The organism is Mycolicibacterium sp. XJ2546, from assembly GCF_053483195.1.
This window is the reverse complement of record NZ_JBEFRW010000004.1, coordinates 72,238-91,583: the sequence shown is the minus strand read 5'-3', so window position 1 is coordinate 91,583 and position 19,346 is coordinate 72,238. Positions and strand designations below refer to the sequence as shown.

At 65.8% G+C, this 19,346-nt stretch carries 18 protein-coding genes and 1 pseudogene; 12 read left to right on the top strand and 7 right to left on the bottom strand.

All coding sequences use genetic code 11. The features are described from left to right. Positions 1–2: 2 nt before the first annotated feature. Positions 3–1,775 (bottom strand): Hsp70 family protein, encoded by a 1,773-nt coding sequence (locus ABQE44_RS09390; protein WP_448429344.1) that lies wholly within the window; start codon positions 1,773–1,775, stop codon positions 3–5. Between the two features lie 236 nt (positions 1,776–2,011). Here ABQE44_RS09390 and ABQE44_RS09385 point away from each other — a divergent pair, with 236 nt between their 5' ends. From ABQE44_RS09385 to ABQE44_RS09370, 4 genes are all read left to right on the top strand, one after another. After that, positions 2,012–2,509 (top strand): Rv0340 family IniB-related protein, encoded by a 498-nt coding sequence (locus tag ABQE44_RS09385; protein WP_448429342.1) that lies wholly within the window; start codon positions 2,012–2,014, stop codon positions 2,507–2,509. Between the two features lie 250 nt (positions 2,510–2,759). Further along, positions 2,760–3,746, top strand: coding sequence for an IniB N-terminal domain-containing protein (locus ABQE44_RS09380; protein WP_448429340.1), 987 nt, complete (start codon positions 2,760–2,762; stop codon positions 3,744–3,746). A gap of 97 nt (positions 3,747–3,843) precedes the next feature. Further along, positions 3,844–5,703, top strand: coding sequence for a dynamin family protein (locus tag ABQE44_RS09375; RefSeq protein WP_448392453.1), 1,860 nt, complete (start codon positions 3,844–3,846; stop codon positions 5,701–5,703). Between the two features lie 62 nt (positions 5,704–5,765). After that, entirely contained in the window at positions 5,766–7,271 is a 1,506-nt protein-coding gene (locus ABQE44_RS09370) for a dynamin family protein (RefSeq protein ID WP_448392452.1), read from the top strand. A gap of 73 nt (positions 7,272–7,344) precedes the next feature. Here ABQE44_RS09370 and ABQE44_RS09365 read toward each other — a convergent pair whose 3' ends face one another. From ABQE44_RS09365 to ABQE44_RS09355, 3 genes are read right to left on the bottom strand one after another with little or no spacing between them, the layout of a single operon-like run. Next, the gene (locus tag ABQE44_RS09365) at positions 7,345–7,800 is read right to left on the bottom strand and encodes a hypothetical protein (protein WP_448429338.1); all 456 of its coding nucleotides are present in this window, start codon (positions 7,798–7,800) and stop codon (positions 7,345–7,347) included. Positions 7,801–7,819: 19 nt separating this feature from the next. Beyond that, positions 7,820–8,242, bottom strand: a complete 423-nt coding sequence (locus ABQE44_RS09360; RefSeq protein WP_448392450.1) for a hypothetical protein — start codon at positions 8,240–8,242, stop codon at positions 7,820–7,822. A gap of 40 nt (positions 8,243–8,282) precedes the next feature. Further along, positions 8,283–9,224: an LLM class F420-dependent oxidoreductase gene (locus ABQE44_RS09355; RefSeq protein ID WP_448429564.1), complete on the bottom strand. Its 942-nt coding sequence runs from the start codon at positions 9,222–9,224 to the stop codon at positions 8,283–8,285. Positions 9,225–9,487: 263 nt separating this feature from the next. On the opposite strand from ABQE44_RS09355, the gene ectA reads away from it, so the two are divergent. The 4 genes from ectA to thpD are packed head-to-tail and all read left to right on the top strand — an operon-like array spanning position 9,488 to position 12,686. Beyond that, on the top strand, positions 9,488–10,045 hold the full coding sequence (gene ectA / locus ABQE44_RS09350; protein WP_448429336.1) for a diaminobutyrate acetyltransferase: 558 nt from the start codon (positions 9,488–9,490) through the stop codon (positions 10,043–10,045). A 30-nt stretch (positions 10,046–10,075) separates the two neighbouring features. Then, positions 10,076–11,365: a diaminobutyrate--2-oxoglutarate transaminase gene (gene ectB, locus ABQE44_RS09345; protein WP_448429334.1), complete on the top strand. Its 1,290-nt coding sequence runs from the start codon at positions 10,076–10,078 to the stop codon at positions 11,363–11,365. Between the two features lie 14 nt (positions 11,366–11,379). Next, on the top strand, positions 11,380–11,769 hold the full coding sequence (locus ABQE44_RS09340) for an ectoine synthase (RefSeq protein WP_448392447.1): 390 nt from the start codon (positions 11,380–11,382) through the stop codon (positions 11,767–11,769). Continuing rightward, positions 11,766–12,686 (top strand): ectoine hydroxylase, encoded by a 921-nt coding sequence (thpD, locus tag ABQE44_RS09335; RefSeq protein ID WP_448429332.1) that lies wholly within the window; start codon positions 11,766–11,768, stop codon positions 12,684–12,686. Before ABQE44_RS09340 ends, thpD begins: the two co-directional genes overlap by 4 nt. 34 nt (positions 12,687–12,720) lie before the next feature. On the opposite strand, the gene ABQE44_RS09330 is transcribed toward thpD, so the two are convergent. After that, on the bottom strand, positions 12,721–13,194 hold the full coding sequence (locus ABQE44_RS09330) for a hemerythrin domain-containing protein (RefSeq protein ID WP_448429330.1): 474 nt from the start codon (positions 13,192–13,194) through the stop codon (positions 12,721–12,723). Between the two features lie 20 nt (positions 13,195–13,214). Then, positions 13,215–13,484 (bottom strand): annotated as a pseudogene (locus ABQE44_RS09325) (PIN domain-containing protein); the annotation flags it as partial. A gap of 294 nt (positions 13,485–13,778) precedes the next feature. Between ABQE44_RS09325 and dnaK the strand changes: the two are divergent. The 4 genes from dnaK to ABQE44_RS09305 are packed head-to-tail and all read left to right on the top strand — an operon-like array spanning position 13,779 to position 17,831. Beyond that, positions 13,779–15,644 (top strand): molecular chaperone DnaK, encoded by a 1,866-nt coding sequence (gene dnaK, locus ABQE44_RS09320; protein WP_448392444.1) that lies wholly within the window; start codon positions 13,779–13,781, stop codon positions 15,642–15,644. After that, positions 15,641–16,243: a nucleotide exchange factor GrpE gene (grpE, locus tag ABQE44_RS09315; RefSeq protein WP_448429328.1), complete on the top strand. Its 603-nt coding sequence runs from the start codon at positions 15,641–15,643 to the stop codon at positions 16,241–16,243. Before dnaK ends, grpE begins: the two co-directional genes overlap by 4 nt. A gap of 35 nt (positions 16,244–16,278) precedes the next feature. Next, positions 16,279–17,463 carry a molecular chaperone DnaJ gene (dnaJ, locus tag ABQE44_RS09310; RefSeq protein WP_448429326.1) on the top strand — a complete coding sequence of 395 codons (1,185 nt, stop codon included), beginning with the start codon at positions 16,279–16,281 and terminating at the stop codon, positions 17,461–17,463. After that, positions 17,463–17,831, top strand: coding sequence for a heat shock protein transcriptional repressor HspR (locus tag ABQE44_RS09305; protein WP_448392441.1), 369 nt, complete (start codon positions 17,463–17,465; stop codon positions 17,829–17,831). Before dnaJ ends, ABQE44_RS09305 begins: the two co-directional genes overlap by 1 nt. Here ABQE44_RS09305 and ABQE44_RS09300 read toward each other — a convergent pair. After that, a complete protein-coding gene (locus tag ABQE44_RS09300) occupies positions 17,828–19,276 on the bottom strand; it encodes a sugar nucleotide-binding protein (protein WP_448429324.1) in 1,449 nt (482 codons plus the stop codon). The two genes, ABQE44_RS09305 and ABQE44_RS09300, sit on opposite strands and share 4 nt — an antisense overlap. Between the last annotated feature and the right edge of the window lie 70 nt (positions 19,277–19,346).

The window sequence follows — 19,346 nt, the reverse complement described above, 5'->3', positions numbered from 1 at the left end:
GGTCACGCTCCTGGATCCGGCTCCGGCTCAGGTTCGGGCTCTGGTTCGGGTTCGGGGGCAGGCGGTGACGTCGTGGTGATGGTCGTACGGGTTGTCGTCGGCGCCGTAGTGGTGGTGGTCGGCGGCGTCGTCGTTGTCGTGGTCGTCGTGGTCGTCGTGGTCGTCGTCGTGGTTGTGGTGGTGGTCGGCGGGGTAGTGGTAGTGGTTGGCGGGGGCGGCGGCACCACCGACGTCGTCGGTCGGCCATCGGTCCCGGTTACCGTGACCGTCTGGGGCGCAACGGTTGTCGGTGGGCTATCCGGTGAGGGCCCGGTCTCGACCGTGGTCGCGGTTTCGGTCACCGGGCTCGTGTCGCTGCTGGTGCTGGTCAAGGTGACTGCCAGGCCACCGACGGCCAGCAGTGCCGCAGCGGCGGCCGTGCCGAACAGAATCGGCGGCCGCTTGTACCAGGGCAGCGGTTCGGGTTCGGGCGCAAAGCCCTCTTCCTCGTGGGCGAACGCCATCTGCGGGCGGGCGCCGGTGGCGGCTTGGTTGAAGGTGTAATCCTCGCCGGCGTAGGGCACCGGTTCACCTGCGGGCGAATCGTCTTGCGACCACGCGAGCGCGCGGAACGTCGCGGACGCGGCGCCGTCCGACGCCGACTCGGTGGCGGCCACGCCGGCCGCACCCGCCGCCCAGGCCGCGGCGGCCATGCTCGTCGGCGCATCGGCAGCGGGCGCCAACCCGGTGGGCGCGTCGGCGGCGCCCCCCCGGTCGGCGATCAGGGCCGCGCCCGCCGCGACGTTGAGTTGGGATTGCGGGGTGGTGACCACAGGGGCGCGCAACCGCTCTGAGAGTTGCGCGGTAACCAACGGAATGTTCGCGCCGCCCCCGACGGTGGCCACCGCCGAAATGCTGGCAGGTGCAATATTGTTGCGCTGCAGCGTTTCTTCGACGGTGTCGAGGAGACCGGCCAGCGGCGCGGAGATCAGCTGCTCGAGTTCGCTTCTGGTGATCCGGACATCGGAGCTGAACCCCGGCAGATCGGCGCGCACCGCAGTTGCCGTCTCCGCGGACAACCGCTCCTTGGCCTGTCTGGCTTCGTCGCGCAACCGGGCCAGCGAGCCCAGACCCAATGTGCCGGTGGGGTCGGCGCCGGCGGACTCGGCGATGCCCGCGGTGACATGGTTGAGCAGCGCCTGATCGATCAGGTCGCCGGAGAAGTCCGGATAGCGCACGGTCTCACCGACGGGGTCGAACGTCGACGCGGCGTCGGCCAACGTGATGCTGGTGCCGCTACCGCCGAGATCGACCAGCACGATGACACCGTCCGCGGGCAGTCCGGGGGCCGCCTGCAGCGACGCCAGCGCGGCGACCGAGTCGGGGATAAGCGCCGGTGGCGCCCCGTCGGGCAGCAGGCTCGGCTTGGTGCGCAACGCTCCGCGCAGTGCCCCGACGGTGCCCGGACCCCAGTGGGCGGGCACTGCGACCGCGATGGGTGCGCCGCCACCGACGGTGCGGGCCATCGCCTCCAGCGCCTCGACGAGTACGTACTCCCCGCGATGTGGCGATCCGTCGGCCGCCACCAGCGGCACCGGGTCGCCGACGCGTTCGACGAAACCGCTGAGCACCAGACCGGGTTGGTTGGGGTCGTAGGCGTATTCGGATGGCACCCCCACTTCGGCGGGGCGGTCGTGGAAGAAGGTGAGGATCGAGCGGCGCATCACCGGGGGTCGGCCAATGCGGGCCGCCACCAGGTTGGTCATTCCGATCGACAACCCGAGTGAGTCGCTCATCTACACCTCTATGTTTGGCCGTGCTTCACGATAATGGTTCGGCGCGCCAAGCTACGGCACATCCCCTAGTGCGTCGAAATCCCCTAACGCCGATCCCCCTAATGGCGGAGGGGCGAAGCCGGGTTCGGCACCGATCTCGACGCGGGTTCAGTTCCATAACATCGAAATCACACCGCAGATGGCTGCTATCGCAGCTATATCGGCAGATATATCTGTCAGGGGAAGGAAGGTGTTTCGTGGCCAACTCACTGCTCGACTTCGTCATGTCGGTGGTGCGTGATCCCGACATCGCTGCCCGCTTCGCCGCCGACCCCGATCGAGTTCTCGCCGACGCCAACCTGACCAATGTGACCAGCGCCGACGTCGAGGCCCTCATCCCGGTGGTGTCGGAGTCGATACCGTCGCTGGTGACTGCACCAGCGACCGTCGACCTCGACGGGCTCGGTGCGGCGACGACGAACATCTGGGCCAGCGCCGCGGCCACGACTGCCTTCGACGCGTTCGGCGATGAGGTGCCGGTTTCGGTGGTCGATGACACACCCGCGTTGATCTCCGACCACGTCAGCGCCGTTGAACCCGCTCAGCCCCAGTACGAGCTGGACGTACCCGATGTCGGGGTCATCGGTGACGAGATTCAGCCCGCCGAGGCGCCCGTCGACGATGTGCTGGGCGATGCCGTCCTCGACGTCATGGACGACGTGGATCCCGGGGCGTCCGGCTTCGACATCTTCTGACACCTCCACGACAACAACCCGAACTGCGCGGCCGACTTTTCGGCCGCGCAGTATTGGTTTCGGGCTCACCTGCTCCCCCCTAAGCACCCCCTAATCCCCTAATGGGCGGCGTCGGGACGACCCCGAACGCCGGGGTGAAGGGAGGGGTTTCGACCCCGTTTCGTAGGTGTCGTCGGCTCCATAGCGTGGGTGTCAGTTCGCCGGACAGCCCGGTAACCAGCTCCCCGCCAGAAGTGAAAGGACCGAAGAAATGACGAACGTAATCGACTGGATCCTCAACCTGTTCCGCGACCCGGTTCGCGCCCATGAGTTCATCGCAGACCCTGACCGGGCCATGGCCAACGCCGGGGTGCACAACCTGACCGCCGCGCAGGTCCAGTCGGTGGCCGCCACCGTCGCGCCGGCCGCGGTGCTGCAGGGCGGCGGCGACCCCGTCGTCGGGTTGCAGCAGGCCGTCGCTCAGACCCACGGCATCGCGTTCACGCCGCAGCGCCAGACCGACCTCTGGTCGAACAACGACACGTTGAGCAACAACGACACTCGCTTCCTGAGCCCGGAGACCGACGTGAACAACATCGCCGGCCAGGACCAGCAGCAGGGTGCCGTCAACGTCGGACTGGACTTCGGTGACATCACCTTCGGCGACAAGACCAGCAACACCGCCGCAGACGGTGGCGTGGTCAACACCGGTGTCGCAGGTGACATCGATGCCACCAACGTCGACGGTGACGGCAACGTGGTCGGCGACGACAACGAAAACGTCAACACCGGCGATATCGACGACTCCAACGTCAATATCGGAGAGGACAACGAGATCGACGACAGCGGCGACCAGACCGCAGTCGGCGACATCATCTCCGACAACGACGGCCCGGTCATCAGCGACGTCGACATGAGCGGCGGCGACGGTGGGGCAGCGGTCGGCGGTGACGGCCGCGGCGGCCTGATCGGCATCGGCAATGACGGTGGCGACGCCACCGGCGGGGCCGGCGGCAGCGGTGGCGGTATCGTCATCAACGACAGTGACGCCACCAACGTCGACGCAAGCCGGACCAACGTCGGAGACATCGACGGCTTCGTGTCCGGTGGCATCGCCGGCGGAGCGAGCCTCGAGGACACCTCGATCGACAACTCCGTGGACAGCTCGGTGGACAACTCCGGGCAGAACAACTCGGTGGACAACTCCGGTCAGGTCAATACCGATGTCGATCTGAGCAACGACATGAGCGTCTTCTGACGCAACCGCACCGCACAACTGGCGGGGATCGAAGTCTGATCCCCGCCAGTTGGCGCGTCTACCGTGAGTAAATGGCGTGTTTCGACAAGAGGGACCCATGACGCAAGCGAAGGACTCAGGCAAGGCCAAACCGGTCACGGCCGGCGGGCCGGCCAAACCGGTCAAAGTCCTCGTCGAGTTGATTGACCACACCAGCAAGATCGCCGATGCGCACGAACGCGCTGACCTGGTCGAGCGGTTGGCCCGAGCCAAAACTCGGGTGACGGACCCGCAGATTCGGGTGGTGGTCGCCGGTCAGCTCAAACAGGGCAAGAGCCAGCTGTTGAACTCGTTGCTCAACGTGCCGGTCGCGCGGGTCGGCGATGACGAGAGCACCGTGCTCCCGACCGTGGTGTCCTACGGCGAAACCGCTACGGCGAAGCTCATCGTGGCGCGCGGCGAAGGCGAAGAGCCCGACGAGGTCGAGATTCCGATGGCCGACGTCACGAACGATCTGCGCCGTGCACCGCAAGCCGCAGGGCGAGAAGTGCTGCGGGTGGAGGTCACCGCGGCCAGCCCCCTGTTGAAGAACGGGCTCGCGTTCGTGGACACCCCAGGTGTCGGCGGCCACGGTCAGCCGCACCTTTCGGCGACCCTTGGCCTGATGCCCGACGCCGACGCGCTGCTGATGTGTAGCGATACCAGCCAGGAGTTCACCGAACCCGAGATGACGTTCATGCGGCAGGCATTCGAAATCTGCCCGTTGGCAACGATAATCGCCACCAAAACCGACCTGTACCCGCATTGGCGCCAGATCGTCGACGCCAACAAGGCGCATCTGCACCGGGCAGGACTGGACATCCCGATCATCCCGTCGTCGTCTCTGCTGCGCAGCCACGCCATCGCGCTCAACGACAAAGAGCTCAACGAGGAATCGAACTTCCCCGCCATCGTGAGGTTCCTCAGCGAAGAGGTGTTGGCCCAGCAGAACGACCGGATCCGCAACCTAACGATTGGTGAAATACGTTCCGCTGCTGAGCATCTGACGATGTCCGTGGAATCCGAGCTGGCGGCTCTGAACGATCCCGAAACCCGGGAGCGGCTCGAAAACGAACTCGAGCAGCGCAAACAGGAGGCCCAGGACGCTCTGCAGCAGACGGCGCTGTGGCAGCAGGTGCTCAACGACGGGATCTCGGATCTGACCGCCGACGTCGACCACGACCTGCGCAACCGGTTCCGGGTGATCAGCCAACGCATCGAAAAGGTGATCGACACCTGCGATCCCACGCATCACTGGGCCGAGATCGGCGCCGAGCTGGAGAACGCGGTCGCCACCGCGGTCGGTGACAACTTCGTGTGGGCCTACCAGCGGGCCGAGGTGCTGGCCGCCGAAGTCGCGCGCACGTTCGTAGAAGCGGGGCTGGATGCGGTCAAGATGCCCCGGATCGACCCCAGCGACATGGGCGCCAGCCTCGGTGAGATCAAGTCGTTGGCCAACCTCGAGGCCAGGCCGCTCGGCAAGGGGCGAAAGCTCACGATGGGTATGCAGGGGTCCTACGGCGGCGTGCTGATGTTCGGCATGATGACGTCGTTTGCCGGGCTGGGCATGTTCAACCCGCTGTCCCTCGGCGCCGGGCTGCTGATGGGGCGCACCGCCTACAAGGAGAACATGGAGAACCGCATGATGCGGGTGCGAAACGAGGCGAAGCTGAACACCCGCCGGTTCATCGACGACACGCAGTTCGTGGTGAGCAAGGAGTCGCGCGATCGCCTCAAGGGCATCCAACGCCAGCTGCGCGACCACTACCGCGGTATCGCCAACCAGACCACCCGTTCGCTCAACGAGTCGCTGCAGGCCACGATCGCCTCGGCCAAACTCGAGGAGACCGAACGCAACAACCGGATCCGCGAACTCGAGCGTCAGCTCAACATCCTGCGGCAGGTGCTCGACCACGCCCGGCCGAGCGGCCAGATATGACACGCGAACTCGTGTACGGCGTGCCATAAGTGGCCACTCGACTGCCTAAGCTGTAGCGCGAGATGAGCACGAGTGATCAGGTGCGCGCGATCCTGGCCGGAACGACGCTGGCCTACCGCGCCGATCCCGCATACCGCGATCGCCCCGACGTGCACAACGAGTTGGACCGCATCGGGCGTCGGCTGAACCAGCCGATCCGCATCGCGCTGGCCGGAACCTTGAAGGCGGGTAAGTCGACTCTGGTCAATGCCCTTGTGGGAGAGGATATTGCGCCCACCGATGCCACCGAGGCCACCCGCATCGTGACATGGTTCCGGCACGGTCCCACGCCGAAGGTGACCGCCAACCACGTCGGCGGTCGACACTCCAACGTGCCGATCGGCCGGGATCCCGAGGCGGGCGGTCTCACGTTTGACTTCGCCAGCCTCGATCCCGAGGACGTCGTCGACCTCGACGTGGAATGGCCGGCCGCTGAACTCATCGACACCACCATCATCGACACGCCCGGAACGTCGTCGCTGAACCGCGATGTCTCCGAGCGCACGCTGCGGCTGTTGGTGCCCGACGACGGCGTGCCGCGGGTGGACGCCGTGGTGTTTCTGCTGCGGACCCTGAATGCGCCAGACATCGCACTGCTCACGCAGATCGGCGAGTTGGTGGGCGGTTCGGCGGGGGCGCTCGGCGTGATCGGCGTGGTGTCGCGCGCCGACGAGATCGGCGCCGGACGCATTGACGCAATGCTGTCAGCCAAGGATGTGGCGACCCGGTTCACCAGCGAAATGGACCGCACCGGCATCTGTCAGGCGGTGGTCCCGGTGTCGGGCCTGCTCGCACTGACCGCACGTACGCTGCGGCAAAGTGAGTTCGTGGCGCTCGAGAAGCTCGCCGGGGTGGACGCCGCCGAGCTCACCAAGGCGATGTTGTCAGTGGACCGGTTCGTGCGAGAGGACATCTCGCTACCGGTCGACGCGGCCACCCGCGCGGCGCTGCTGGACCGGTTCGGGATGTTCGGGATCAGGATCTCGATCGCGGTATTGCGCGCCGGCGTCACCGATTCCGTGAGTTTGGCCGACGAACTGCTGGAGCGCAGCGGCTTGGTGTCGTTGCGCGAGGTCATCGACCAACAGTTCGCGCAGCGTTCGGACCTGCTCAAAGCCCACACCGCCCTGCTGTCGCTGCGGCGGTTCGTCGAGGTCAACCCGATCTACGCCACGCCCTACATCATCGCCGACATCGACCCGCTCCTCGCCGACACCCACGCCTTCGAAGAGCTGCGGTTGCTCTCCCAATTACATTCGCGACCAACGACATTGAACGACGACGAGATGGCATCGCTGCGACGGATCATCGGCGGATCGGGCACCGACGCCGCGAGCAGGCTCGGGCTGCAGCCCGACGCACCCTATGACGGCCCCAGGGCGGCGTTCGCGGCGACGCAGCGCTGGCGCCGACGTGCCGAGCATCCGCTCAACGACCCGTTCACTACGCGGGCGTGCCGCGCGGCGGTGCGCAGCGCGGAGGCGTTGGTGGCCGAATACGCCGCGCGCGGCCGGTCCCCATCGCGTTGACTCTGCGCTCAGGGCGTGAAATCGGCTGAAATCGCGCCCTCACCGCAGAGTCAATCGGCAGGACGTGACCGGCTCAGCCTTCGCCCTCGGGTGGCGCGGTGACGGTCTCGGTCTGGGTCACCGTTTCTGTGCTGGTGCTGACGCTGGTGGTCGGCTCGGTGGTGGTGGTTGTCGTCGGTGGGGCCGTGGTCGTAGTGGTCGTGGTTGTCGGCGGCGGTGTGGTGGTCGGAGTGACTGTCTCCGTGACGGTTTCGCGTGTGGGCACGGTCGTCACGACCGACCTCGTCGTGGTGGTCAGCGGGGTCAACGTTTCGGAATCGGTCGGTTCGTCACCGCCGGCGATCAATTGGGCCAGACCCCACACGATCAGCGCGATCACCACCGCGCCCAACGCACCGAGCGCAACCAGCGCGGCCGGTTTGCGATACCACGGCGTCGGCTCCTCGGGCGGCGTGCCGTAGTACTCCGTCGGTGAGTCGTCGGGGTAGTTCGGGTCGTTCGGGTCGTTCGGAGGTCCGTATCGCGCCACGGCCTCCGATAGTAGGCGCTCAGGGCAGCGGATAGAGCGTGCGCGTCACATTTGTGCGCGGCTTGCGACGGGTACTGGTCTCCGTCGACTCCTCTTCGTCGTCGGTCTCGACGGTCGCCTCGGCGCTGGAGGTCTCGGTTTCCGACGTGGTTTCCGAGGTCGTCTCGAGCGCCGACAGGTCGGTGGTCTGCGGCGGGCTGGTGGTGGTGACCGTGTGGGTGGTGGCGGTCGGGGTGGCCGACCGGGTGGTCGGCGCGGAATAGGCGGGTTCGACGAAATTGAGCGGAGCCTGTTCGGGCGCGCTGAACTGGCGGGCCATCGCCGTCGCGGCGAGCACCAGAACGGCGATCACCGCCAGCGCGGCGATGCTCGCACCGACGAGGCTGGGCGTGCGGTTGTGCCAGGGCTGCCCATCCTCGCGATCGTCGTCCCGGCGGGTCACGGGACGAATCGTAGCCGCGGAGCGCTTCAACGGCGCGCGCTCAGCGCAGCGCAGGAACGACTTCGCGGGCGAAAAACTCCAGGTGATCCAGGTCGGACATGTCCAGAAGCTGCAGGTAAACGCGCTGGATGCCGGCATCGGTATACCCGGCGAGCTTGTCGGCGATCTCGGCGGGCGTGCCCACCAGCGGGGAGTTGCTGCGCAGCTCGTCGACCTCGCGGCCGATCGCGGCTGCGCGCCGGGCGATCTCGGCCTCGTCGCGGCCCGCGCAGATCACGAACGCCGCCGAGAACGTCATCGAGTCGACGGAGCGTCCGGCGTCGGCCAGCGCCGTACTGACCCGCTTGATCTGGGTCTTGGCCACATCGAGGGAGACGAACGGCACGTTGAATTCGGCGGCGTACTCCGCGGCCAACTGCGGGGTGCGCTTGGCGCCGGTGCCGCCGATGATGATCGGCGGGTGCGGCGCCTGCACGGGTTTGGGAAGCGCGGGCGACTTGGTCACGGTGTAGTAGGTGCCCGCGTAGTCGAACGTTTCGCCGGGTGGCGTCGTCCACAGCCCGGTGAGGATGCGCAGCTGTTCGGTGAGTCGGTCGAACCGCTCGCCGACAGACGGGAACGGGATCGCGTAACCGATGTGCTCGGCCTCGAACCAGCCGGCGCCCAGACCGAGTTCAACTCGTCCGCCGCTCATGTCGTCGACCTGAGCGACGGAGATGGCCAGCGGACCCGGATAGCGGAACGTCGCCGAGGTGACCAAGGTGCCCAGCCGGATCGAGGACGTCTCGCGCGCGATGCCGGCCAGTGTGACCCAGGAATCGGTGGGGCCGGGCAAACCCTCACCGCTCATCGCGAGGTAGTGGTCTGACCGAAAGAACGCCGAGTAGCCGAGTTGTTCGGCGGCGCGGGCGACCGCAAGTTGGTCGGCGTAGGAGGCACCTTGTTGCGGTTCGACAAAGACCCGGAAATTCGCCAGAGAGATCACGAGCGTCAGCCTAGAGCGACGCAGTGGCGCAGCTCACCCGATGCCGGGTTTTGGTAACAATTCGATAACAGCCGGGCTCCGCCGCCCGGCACGCTCTGGGTTCGTGTTTGCGCAGGTTTGCGGGGTGGAGGGGACGTTCTGGCGGCCGATTTGGCCGGTCGTCGCGCTTGATCGGCTAGTGGGCCTCGCTTACGGTCGGTTCACCGATGAACTGAACTGACGATGGTCGACAACTGCTCGGTGGTGACTGCTAACTGGTTATGTCCGCTCTAAATCGTGCCCCGCACGCGTGGGCAGATTCGCTGCGTTCACCGGTGGCTGCAGATGCGCTCGCAATGCACCGATTAGTTGCTGCCACCGGCGTGCTGGATCTCAATTCGTCGTACGCCTACCTGTTGTTGGCGACGGATTTCGCGAATACCTCAATCGTGGCGGATCGAGACGGCAAACTCTGCGGGCTCATCACCGGCTATCACCCGCCGGCCCGACCGGATGTGTTGTTCGTCTGGCAGGTAGCGGTCTCTGATGCCGCCCGCGGTCAGGGCTTGGCCAGCGCCATGCTCGACGCCCTGGTACACCGCGTGCGCAGCGACCGCTGTGGCCACCCCGTCACCGTGGAGACCACCGTCGCGCCGAGCAACTCGGCGTCGCGAGCGTTCTTCGGTGCGTTCGCCCGACGCCATGGGGTGCCGTTGACCGAGAGTCCGCACTTCAGCTCCGAGCTGCTCGCCGCTGATGGCGAGCACGAAGACGAGCCGTTGCTGCGGATCGGACCGATCACGGCAGCTCTACCGAACGAAATGTCCGACAAAAAGTAAACTGATTATCTGAAACTGAGGATTGACTGTATGTCGCTCGCAACGTTGACCCCCCTATCCGAATCGGAGCTTCCCGATGTCTATAGCTCGGTGGAATCCGAAGTGCGCAGCTACTGCCGCGGCTGGCCGGCGGTCATGGAGCGCGCTCAGGGTTCCTGGGTCACCGATACGGCCGGTCGGCGGTATCTCGACTTCTTCGCCGGTGCAGGAGCATTGAACTACGGGCACAACAACCCGTTGCTCAAAAAGCCCCTTCTGGATTATCTGGCGTCCGACGGAATCGTGCATTCCCTGGACGTCGCCACGTCCGCGAAGACGGACTTCCTGGAAACGTTTGAACGCGTGATCCTGAAGCCGCGCAACCTGGACTACAAGGTGCAGTTTCCGGGGCCGACCGGCGCCAACTCGGTCGAGGCGGCGCTGAAGCTGGCCAGGAAGGTGACCGGGCGCGAATCGATCATCAGCTTCACCAACGCTTTTCACGGGATGACGCTGGGTGCGCTTTCGGTGACCGGCAACTCGATGAAGCGTGCCGGCGCGGGTATCCCCCTGGTGCACGCGACCCCGATGCCGTACGACAACTACTTCGACGGCGTCACCGAGGACTTCCACTGGTTCGAGCGTGTTCTCGACGACTCCGGTAGCGGGCTCAACCGGCCGGCCGCCGTGATCGTCGAAACCGTGCAGGGCGAAGGTGGGCTCAACGTCGCCCGCATCGAATGGCTGCAGGCGCTGGAAAAACTGTGCCGTGAGCGCGACATCCTGCTGATCGCCGACGACGTTCAAATGGGTTGCGGCCGAACGGGTCCGTTCTTCAGCTTCGAAGAGGCCGGTATCACACCCGACATCGTGACGCTGTCGAAATCGATCAGCGGCTACGGGCTGCCCATGGCGCTGACGCTGTTCCGCCGTGATCTGGATGTCTGGACTCCCGGTGAGCACAACGGCACCTTCCGCGGCCACAACCCGGCGTTCATCACCGCCACGCAGGCGCTCAAGTCCTTCTGGCAGAGTTCGGATTTCACCGACGAAACGGTGAAAAAGGGCAAGTTCATGCGTAAGCGTCTCGAGGAGATCGCTGCCGCCCACGACGGCGTCTCCGCACGAGGCCGGGGGATGGCGCAGGGGCTGAAGTTCGAGGACACCGAGCTGGCCTCCGCGGTGTGCCGCGCCGCGTTCGACCGCGGTGCGCTGATGGAGACTAGCGGTCCCTCGGACGAAGTGGTCAAACTTCTCCCACCGCTTACCATTTCGCAGGAAGATCTCGAGACCGGCATGGACATCCTCGCTGAGGCTGTCGATGCAACGGTCACTGCATAGAAAGTGTTCGATCCATGATTGTGCGTACTACCGCAGAAATCACCGGCACCGAACGTGACGTTTCAGACGGTGCGTGGAGGTCCAAGCGGATCATCCTCGCCGGTGACGGTGTGGGGTTCTCGTTCCACGAGACCACCATCAACGCGAACTCGGTCAGCGAGTTCCACTATCAGCACCACGTCGAGGCGGTGTGGGTCGTCGAAGGCAGCGGTTCGTTGACCAACCTCGAGACCGGGGAAAAGTTTGCTTTGGGCCCGGGGACGATGTATCTGCTCGACGGCCACGAACGGCACCGGGTCACCTGCGACGAACAGCTCAGGATGCTGTGCGTCTTCAACCCGCCGGTGACCGGCCTCGAAGTCCACGACGAGACCGGCGCTTATCCGCCACCGCAGATAGCATGAGTACCGTGACGATGCCGCGCGTCCGCGACCGGTATCCGACGCGGTTGGGCCATGCGATTTCCCCGATTCCCCGGGAAGAGCCGACGGTGTGGGGCGGTCCGCACGACGGCCCGCTCAGCAAGGACGCGTTGGACAGCTTCGCGCGGGCCGGCTATATGGTGCGCCCCCGCACGCTCGGCGAGGACTGGCTGCCGCCGCTGCGCCAGGAACTCGAGCGGATGGGTGCTGAACTCGACCGCGACGACCCGCGGGTGATCTACGAGCCGGGCGGGGGCAGTATCCGCTCGGTGTTTGAGCCGCACCTGATCAGCGATCTCGTCGCGGAGGTCGTCGGGCTGGAGACCGTGATACCGGTGGCCCGGCAGTTGCTCGGCAGCGATGTCTACATTCACCAGGCCCGGATCAACATGATGCCGGGGTTCACCGGTACCGGGTTCTACTGGCATTCGGATTTCGAAACCTGGCACGCCGAGGACGGAATGCCCCTCATGCGTGCGGTTTCGTGTTCGATCGCGTTGACCGACAACCATCCCTACAACGGCCCGTTGATGGTGATGCCGGGATCTCATGAGGTGTTCTATCCGTGTGTCGGCGCCACGCCGGACAACCACCACACCTCATCGCTAGTGCGACAGGAAACCGGTGTGCCCGATCAGGGCGCGCTGACCAAGGCCGCCGCCGAGTACGGCATCGACCAGCTCACCGGGGCCGCCGGGACGGCTGTCTGGTTCGACTGCAACCTGTTGCACGGGTCCTCATCGAACATCACGCCGCTGCCGCGGTCGAACGTCTTTCTGGTGTTCAACTCGGTCGACAACGCGCTCACCGAACCGTTCGCGGCGCCACGTCCGCGGCCCGAGTATCTGGCGTGCCGCAACCCTGAGCCGTTCGGGGTGAACCCGCCGCCGGTGCGCTAGCCCGCGTCGGCCTGACCGCCTCAGCCCCGGGCGGTCAGGTCCAGCGCACCATCTCGCGCCCCGGGTGGGCGTCGTGCCAGGCCTGGATCGCGGTGTCCCACTGGTCACCGTCCAGCGACGTCAGCGCCGCGGGGAAGAGCCCGTCCTCTTCTTTTCGGGTGTGCTCGAAGAGGTGTTCCACGGCGTCGCGGATGGCCTGCTGGCCCTCGGCGCGGGAGATATCCACGGTGGCGAGCAGTTCCTCGAGTTCGCGGTGCTCGCGCACGAGCGGTTCGATGTGTGCGAGGAACAGGTCGTCGGTGGACATGACCGCGAACAGGCCGTTCTCCTCGCCCTTGAAGTGCGATAGCAGTTCGTCGGCCATCGCGGCCAGCCGTTCGCGCGCGGTCTGCAGGTCGCCGCGATCGATCGCGCGTACCGCGTCGCCGCCGAGGTTGAGCACATAGGCGTGCTCGCTGATGTAATCGCGGATCAGCGGCATGTCGCGGCATCCGCAGTATTGGCACATGCTTCCGATGCTAGGAAGTATCAGCCGATTTGGCGCTCGAGCAGGTCGGGGCGCACTTCGGCGATCCGCGCATACGCACGGTCGTGATGGAGGGCTCCCGCACAGTGGAAAAGGGCGGTCTCGGCGATGAAGAGGTCCGGAATGGCGGTGCGATGCCACATTCGGCGATGGTGCGCGAGATCGCGTTGCAGTCGACGAACCCGGTCGAAGATGTCCGGCGGCGTAGCCAGCCTCGTGAACGCGTCGCGTACCAATGTGCGTTGCCGGTCGTAGTCGGCGGACGAACGTGCGCGCTCTTGTCGAGCACCCACAGCGTCATCGCCACGCCTCGTTGGACTCGAGCGGGCGGGCGGCCGTCGTGAGACGGACGCATTGGTCGATTCGCAGCGCGTGAAACCGCCACTGCGTCGGCTTCGAGCAGTCCCACCTCCACGCCGGGAACAAACCGGCGAAACATACCGTTGACAACTTTGACACTTGAGTGCAGTGGGCTCAAGTCTGGTTTGACAGGATAGGGTCCGTCGGAGCAGTCTTGAGTGCGGTGCACTCAGACCCCTAGTAGGACTAGTTCAGGAGGCAACACTATGGCTCGTGCGGTCGGAATCGACCTCGGAACCACCAACTCGGTCGTCGCGGTACTGGAGGGTGGCGACCCGGTCGTCGTCGCGAACTCCGAGGGCTCCCGCACCACGCCGTCCGTCGTCGCGTTCGCTCGCAACGGCGAGGTGCTGGTCGGCCAGCCCGCCAAGAACCAGGCGGTGACCAACGTCGACCGGACCATCAGATCGGTCAAGCGCCACATGGGCTCGGACTGGTCGGTGGAGATCGACGACAAAAAGTACAGCGCGCCCGAAATCAGCGCGCGGACCTTGATGAAGCTCAAGCGGGACGCCGAAGCGTACCTGGGCGAGGACATCACCGACGCAGTGATCACCGTGCCCGCCTACTTCAACGACTCCCAGCGTCAGGCCACCAAGGACGCCGGCCAGATCGCCGGCCTCAACGTGTTGCGCATCGTCAACGAACCCACCGCCGCAGCGCTGGCCTACGGGCTGGACAAGGGCGAGAAGGAACAGACCATCCTGGTCTTCGACCTCGGTGGCGGCACCTTCGACGTCTCGCTGCTGGAAATCGGCGAGGGCGTCGTCGAGGTACGTGCCACCAGCGGCGACAACCACCTCGGTGGCGACGACTGGGACGATCGCATCGTCGAATGGCTCGTCGAGAAGTTCAAGGGCACCTCCGGCATCGACCTGACCAAGGACAAAATGGCGATGCAGCGGCTGCGTGAGGCCGCGGAGAAGGCGAAGATCGAGCTGAGCTCAAGCCAGCAGACGTCGATCAACCTGCCCTACATCACCGTTGACGCCGACAAGAACCCGCTCTTCCTCGACGAACAGCTCAGCCGCGCTGAGTTCCAGCGCATCACCCAGGATCTGCTGGACCGGGCCCGCAAGCCGTTCCAGTCGGTGATCTCCGACGCCGGCATCTCGGTGTCCGACATCGACCACGTCGTGCTGGTCGGCGGCTCCACCCGGATGCCCGCGGTCTCGGATCTGGTCAAGGAGATGACCGGCGGCAAGGAGCCCAACAAGGGCGTCAACCCGGACGAGGTTGTCGCGGTGGGCGCCGCGCTGCAAGCCGGCGTGCTCAAGGGTGAGGTGAAAGACGTTCTGCTGCTGGACGTTACGCCGCTGTCACTTGGTATCGAGACCAAGGGCGGCGTGATGACCAAGCTGATCGAGCGCAACACCACGATCCCGACCAAGCGGTCTGAGACGTTCACCACCGCCGACGACAACCAGCCGTCGGTGCAAATCCAGGTGTATCAGGGTGAGCGTGAGATCGCCGCGCACAACAAGCTGCTCGGCAGCTTCGAGCTGACCGGTATTCCGCCGGCGCCGCGCGGTGTGCCCCAGATCGAGGTGACGTTCGACATCGACGCCAACGGCATCGTGCACGTCACCGCCAAGGACAAGGGCACCGGCAAGGAGAACACCATCCGCATCCAGGAGGGCTCCGGTATCTCCAAGGAGGAGATCGACCGGATGGTCAAGGATGCCGAGGCCCATGCCGAGGAGGACCGCAAGCGCCGTGAGGAGGCCGACGTCCGAAACCAGGCCGAATCGCTGGTGTACCAGACCGAGAAGTTCGTCGCTGAACAGCGCGAGGCCGAAGGCGGATCCAAAGTCCCCGAGGAGACGTTGAGCAAGGTCGACGGCGCGATCGGAGACGCGAAGAAGGCGCTGGAAGGCACCGATATCGCTGCGATCAAATCCGCGATGGAACAACTCGGCGTCGAAAGCCAGGCGCTCGGCCAGGCGATCTACGAGGCGACCCAGGCCGAACAGGCCGCAGGCGGCGGTGCCGCCGACGCTGGAGCCACGGGCTCGTCGGCTGACGACGTGGTGGACGCCGAGGTTGTCGACGAGGACCAGGAGAACAAGTGAGCCAGAACGATTCGCACGAGCCGGTGACCGTCACCGACAAGCGGCGTATCGACCCCGACACTGGCGAAGTACGTGAACAGGCGACCGGGCCGGCTCCTGGCGAGCCGGCCCCGGAAGCCGGGGGTTCGCCGCAGGAGGTCACCGAGCTGAAATCGACACTTCAGCGGGTAAAGGCCGAGTACGACAACTACCGCAAGCGCACGCTGCGTGACCAGCAGGTCATCGCCGAGCGGTCCAAGGCCACCGTCCTCACCGAGCTGTTGCCGGTGCTCGACGACCTGGACCGGGCGCGCAGCCACGGTGACCTGGAGTCCGGGCCGTTCAAGGCGGTCGCTGACAAGCTGACCAGCATCCTTGAGGGGCTTGGCCTTTCGGCATTCGGTGACGAGGGCGACGATTTCGATCCCGAGTTGCATGAAGCCGTTCAGCACGAGGGCGACGGCAGCCATCCCGTCGTGGGCGCCGTGATGCGCCGCGGCTACAAGGTCGGCGATTTCGTGCTGCGCCACGCCATGGTTGGTGTCGTCGACACCGTCCCCGATTCCGCCGACACGTCGGATAACACCGACGAATCGGACGAGAAGGCAGCAGAATCCTAATAACGAGTAGGCAAATGGTAAGGAGGTGACGCGACATGGCCCAGCGTGAATGGGTCGAGAAGGACTTCTACTCCGAGCTCGGCGTCTCCTCTGACGCCAGCGACCAGGAGATCAAACGGGCGGCGCGCAAGCTGCTCGCCGAAAACCATCCCGACCGCAACCCCGGTAACTCGGCGGCAGAGGAACGGTACAAAGCCGTTTCGGAAGCCAAGGAGGTGCTGACCGACCCGGCCAAGCGTAAGGAATACGACGAGACCCGAAGGCTTTTCGCCAACGGTGGCTTCGGTCGCGGCCGGTTCGGCGGCGGCGGTGGTGGCGGTTTCGGTGGTGGCTACGGCTCCGACGGTGTCGAGTTCAACCTGAACGACTTGTTCGATGCGGCCGGTCAGACCGGTGGTGCGAACATCGGTGACCTTTTCGGCGGTCTGTTCGGGCGGGGCGCACAGCAGCCCCGGCCGAGCCGGCCCCGTCGCGGCAACGACCTGGAGACCGAGACCGAGCTGTCGTTCCTCGAGGCGACCAAGGGCGTCGCGATGCCGCTGCGCCTCACCAGTCCCGCGCCGTGCACGAATTGTCATGGCAGCGGCGCACGTCCGGGCACCAGCCCGAAGGTGTGTCCGAACTGCAACGGGGCCGGCGTGATCAGCCGCAACCAGGGCGCGTTCGGGTTCTCCGAACCGTGTACGGAATGCCGGGGCAGCGGCTCGATCATCGAGCACCCGTGTCAGGAGTGCAAGGGCACCGGTGTGACCACCCGGACCCGCACGATCAACGTGCGGATCCCGCCGGGCGTCGAGGACGGCCAACGGATCCGGCTGGCCGGACAGGGTGAGGCCGGGCTGCGCGGGGCGCCGTCGGGTGACCTGTACGTGACCGTACATGTGCGCCCGGACAAGGTTTTCGGCCGCAAGGGCGACGACCTGACCGTCACCGTGCCGGTGAGTTTCCATGAATTAGCGTTGGGCACAACGCTTTCGGTGCCAACTCTGGAGGGCAAGGTCGGCGTGCGGGTGCCCAAGGGAACGTCGGACGGACGGATCCTGCGGGTGCGCGGGCGTGGGGTGCCCAAGCGTTCCGGTGGCCACGGCGACCTGCTCGTCACGGTCAAGGTGGCCGTTCCGACGAACCTCGAGGGCGACGCGGTCGAGGCGTTGGAGGCGTACGCCAAGGCCGAGCGGGCCAGCGGGTTTGACCCGCGGGCGGGATGGGCAGGTGCGTGATGGCGGCGAAGCGTTCCAACGATGAAGCGCGCACGTTCCTGATTTCGGTGGCCGCCGAGTTGGCGGGTATGCATGCGCAGACGCTACGTACCTATGACCGGCTGGGTCTGGTGCGCCCGCAGCGCACGGCCGGTGGCGGCAGGCGCTATTCGCAGCACGACGTTGACCTGCTGCGGGAGGTGCAGCGGCTATCTCAGGACGAGGGTGTCAACCTCGCGGGGATCAAACGCATCATCCAGTTGACCAACCAGGTCGAGGCGCTGCAGGCCCGCGTCAAGGAGTTGACCCGCGAGCTCGAGGAGCTGCGGGCGCAGCCGCGGGCCAAGAGCACCGCGTTGGTGGTGTGGCAGCCGCGCAACCAGCGCTAGTCGGTGGCGGCGTTCAGCGTCGGCAGGCGTTGCTGTTCGAGTTCGATGTAATTCGTCAGCATCTCGTCGGCATCCACGGGAACGAATCCGGTGGACTCGATCTTCTTCAGGTCCAGAACGCTGTTGGTCGGGCGCGGAGCAACAGGACCGGTGGCCTGGCCGAAATACTCGGCGGTGGAAACGCCGGTCACTCGACTCGGCTCATGGCCGGCGATGGCGAACGTGCGTTGTGCGATCTGTGCCCATGACCGAACCGACCCGGATCCCGTCACGTTGTAGGTGCCATAGGGTGCACGGGACTCGGTGACGTGTCGGATCGCCCGCGCCAGCTCCGAGGTGAACGTCAAGCGTCCGAACTGATCGTCGACGACGGCCGGGTTCACGTCATTGCTGGCCAGCGACAACATGGTGCGTACGAAGTTGCGCCCGTCGCCGATCACCCACGACGTGCGCAGGATGTAGTGACGCGCAAGCGTGGCCACGAGTTGATCGCCGGCGGCCTTGGTCTGTCCGTATACGCCCAGCGGCGCCGGCGGGTGGTCCTCGCGGTACGGCGTCGTGCTCGTACCGTCGAACACGTAGTCGCTGGAGATATGCACGACGGTGATGCCATGCTCAGCGGCGACCCGCACCAGGGCCGCTACACCGGTGACGTTGGTGGCCCATGCCGCGGCACGACCTTCCGCGGTCTCGGCTCCGTCGACGTTGGTGTATGCCGCGGCGTTGATGACCGTGTCGTACTCACGCCATGCGCGGGCGGAAGCGAGGTCACCGCCCGTTAGGTCGAGATCGGCGCGCCCGGCGAATTCGATGGACGGCGCATCAGCGTACGCACGGCGCAATGCGCGGCCCAGTTGTCCGTCCGCCCCGACGATCAGGGTCTTGCGCGGCGGAATGGGTTCGACCTCTGCCAGGTGCGGCTGGGCTCGGTCCTTGGCCGACAACACCGCTTGGTCCAACGGAATTGGCCAGTCGATGGCGACGCGCTCATCGCCGGGATGCACCGAGGTGTAGTCCGCGTCGGGGGAGTAGTGATCGTTGACGAGGTAGGAGTAGACGGTGTTCGGCTCGAGGGTCTGATAGGCGTTGCCAACCCCACGGGGTACGAAAACCGCACGCGAAGGGTCGAGTTCGACGGTGAACACCGTCCCGAAAGTCTCGCCCGCACGCAGATCGACCCAGGCGCCGAACGCCCGTCCGGCCGCCACCGAAACGAATTTGTCCCACGGCTCGGCATGGATACCGCGCGTCGTGCCCAGCGATTCGTTGAAGGCGATGTTGTGTTGTACGGGTCCGAAATCCGGCATCCCGGCAGAAATCATCTTCGCGCGCTGCCAGTTCTCCTTGAACCAGCCGCGGTTGTCGCCGTGGACGGGCAGCTGCCAAACGGTCAGCCCCGGGATCGGGGTGTCCATGGCACCCAACGTCTTGCCGTACTCCGTCATTGCTTGGCTTCTCCGTCATTGCCCGAGTCGGGCGTAGAACGCTTCGGTGGCTCCTTTAGCGGGTGCCCAC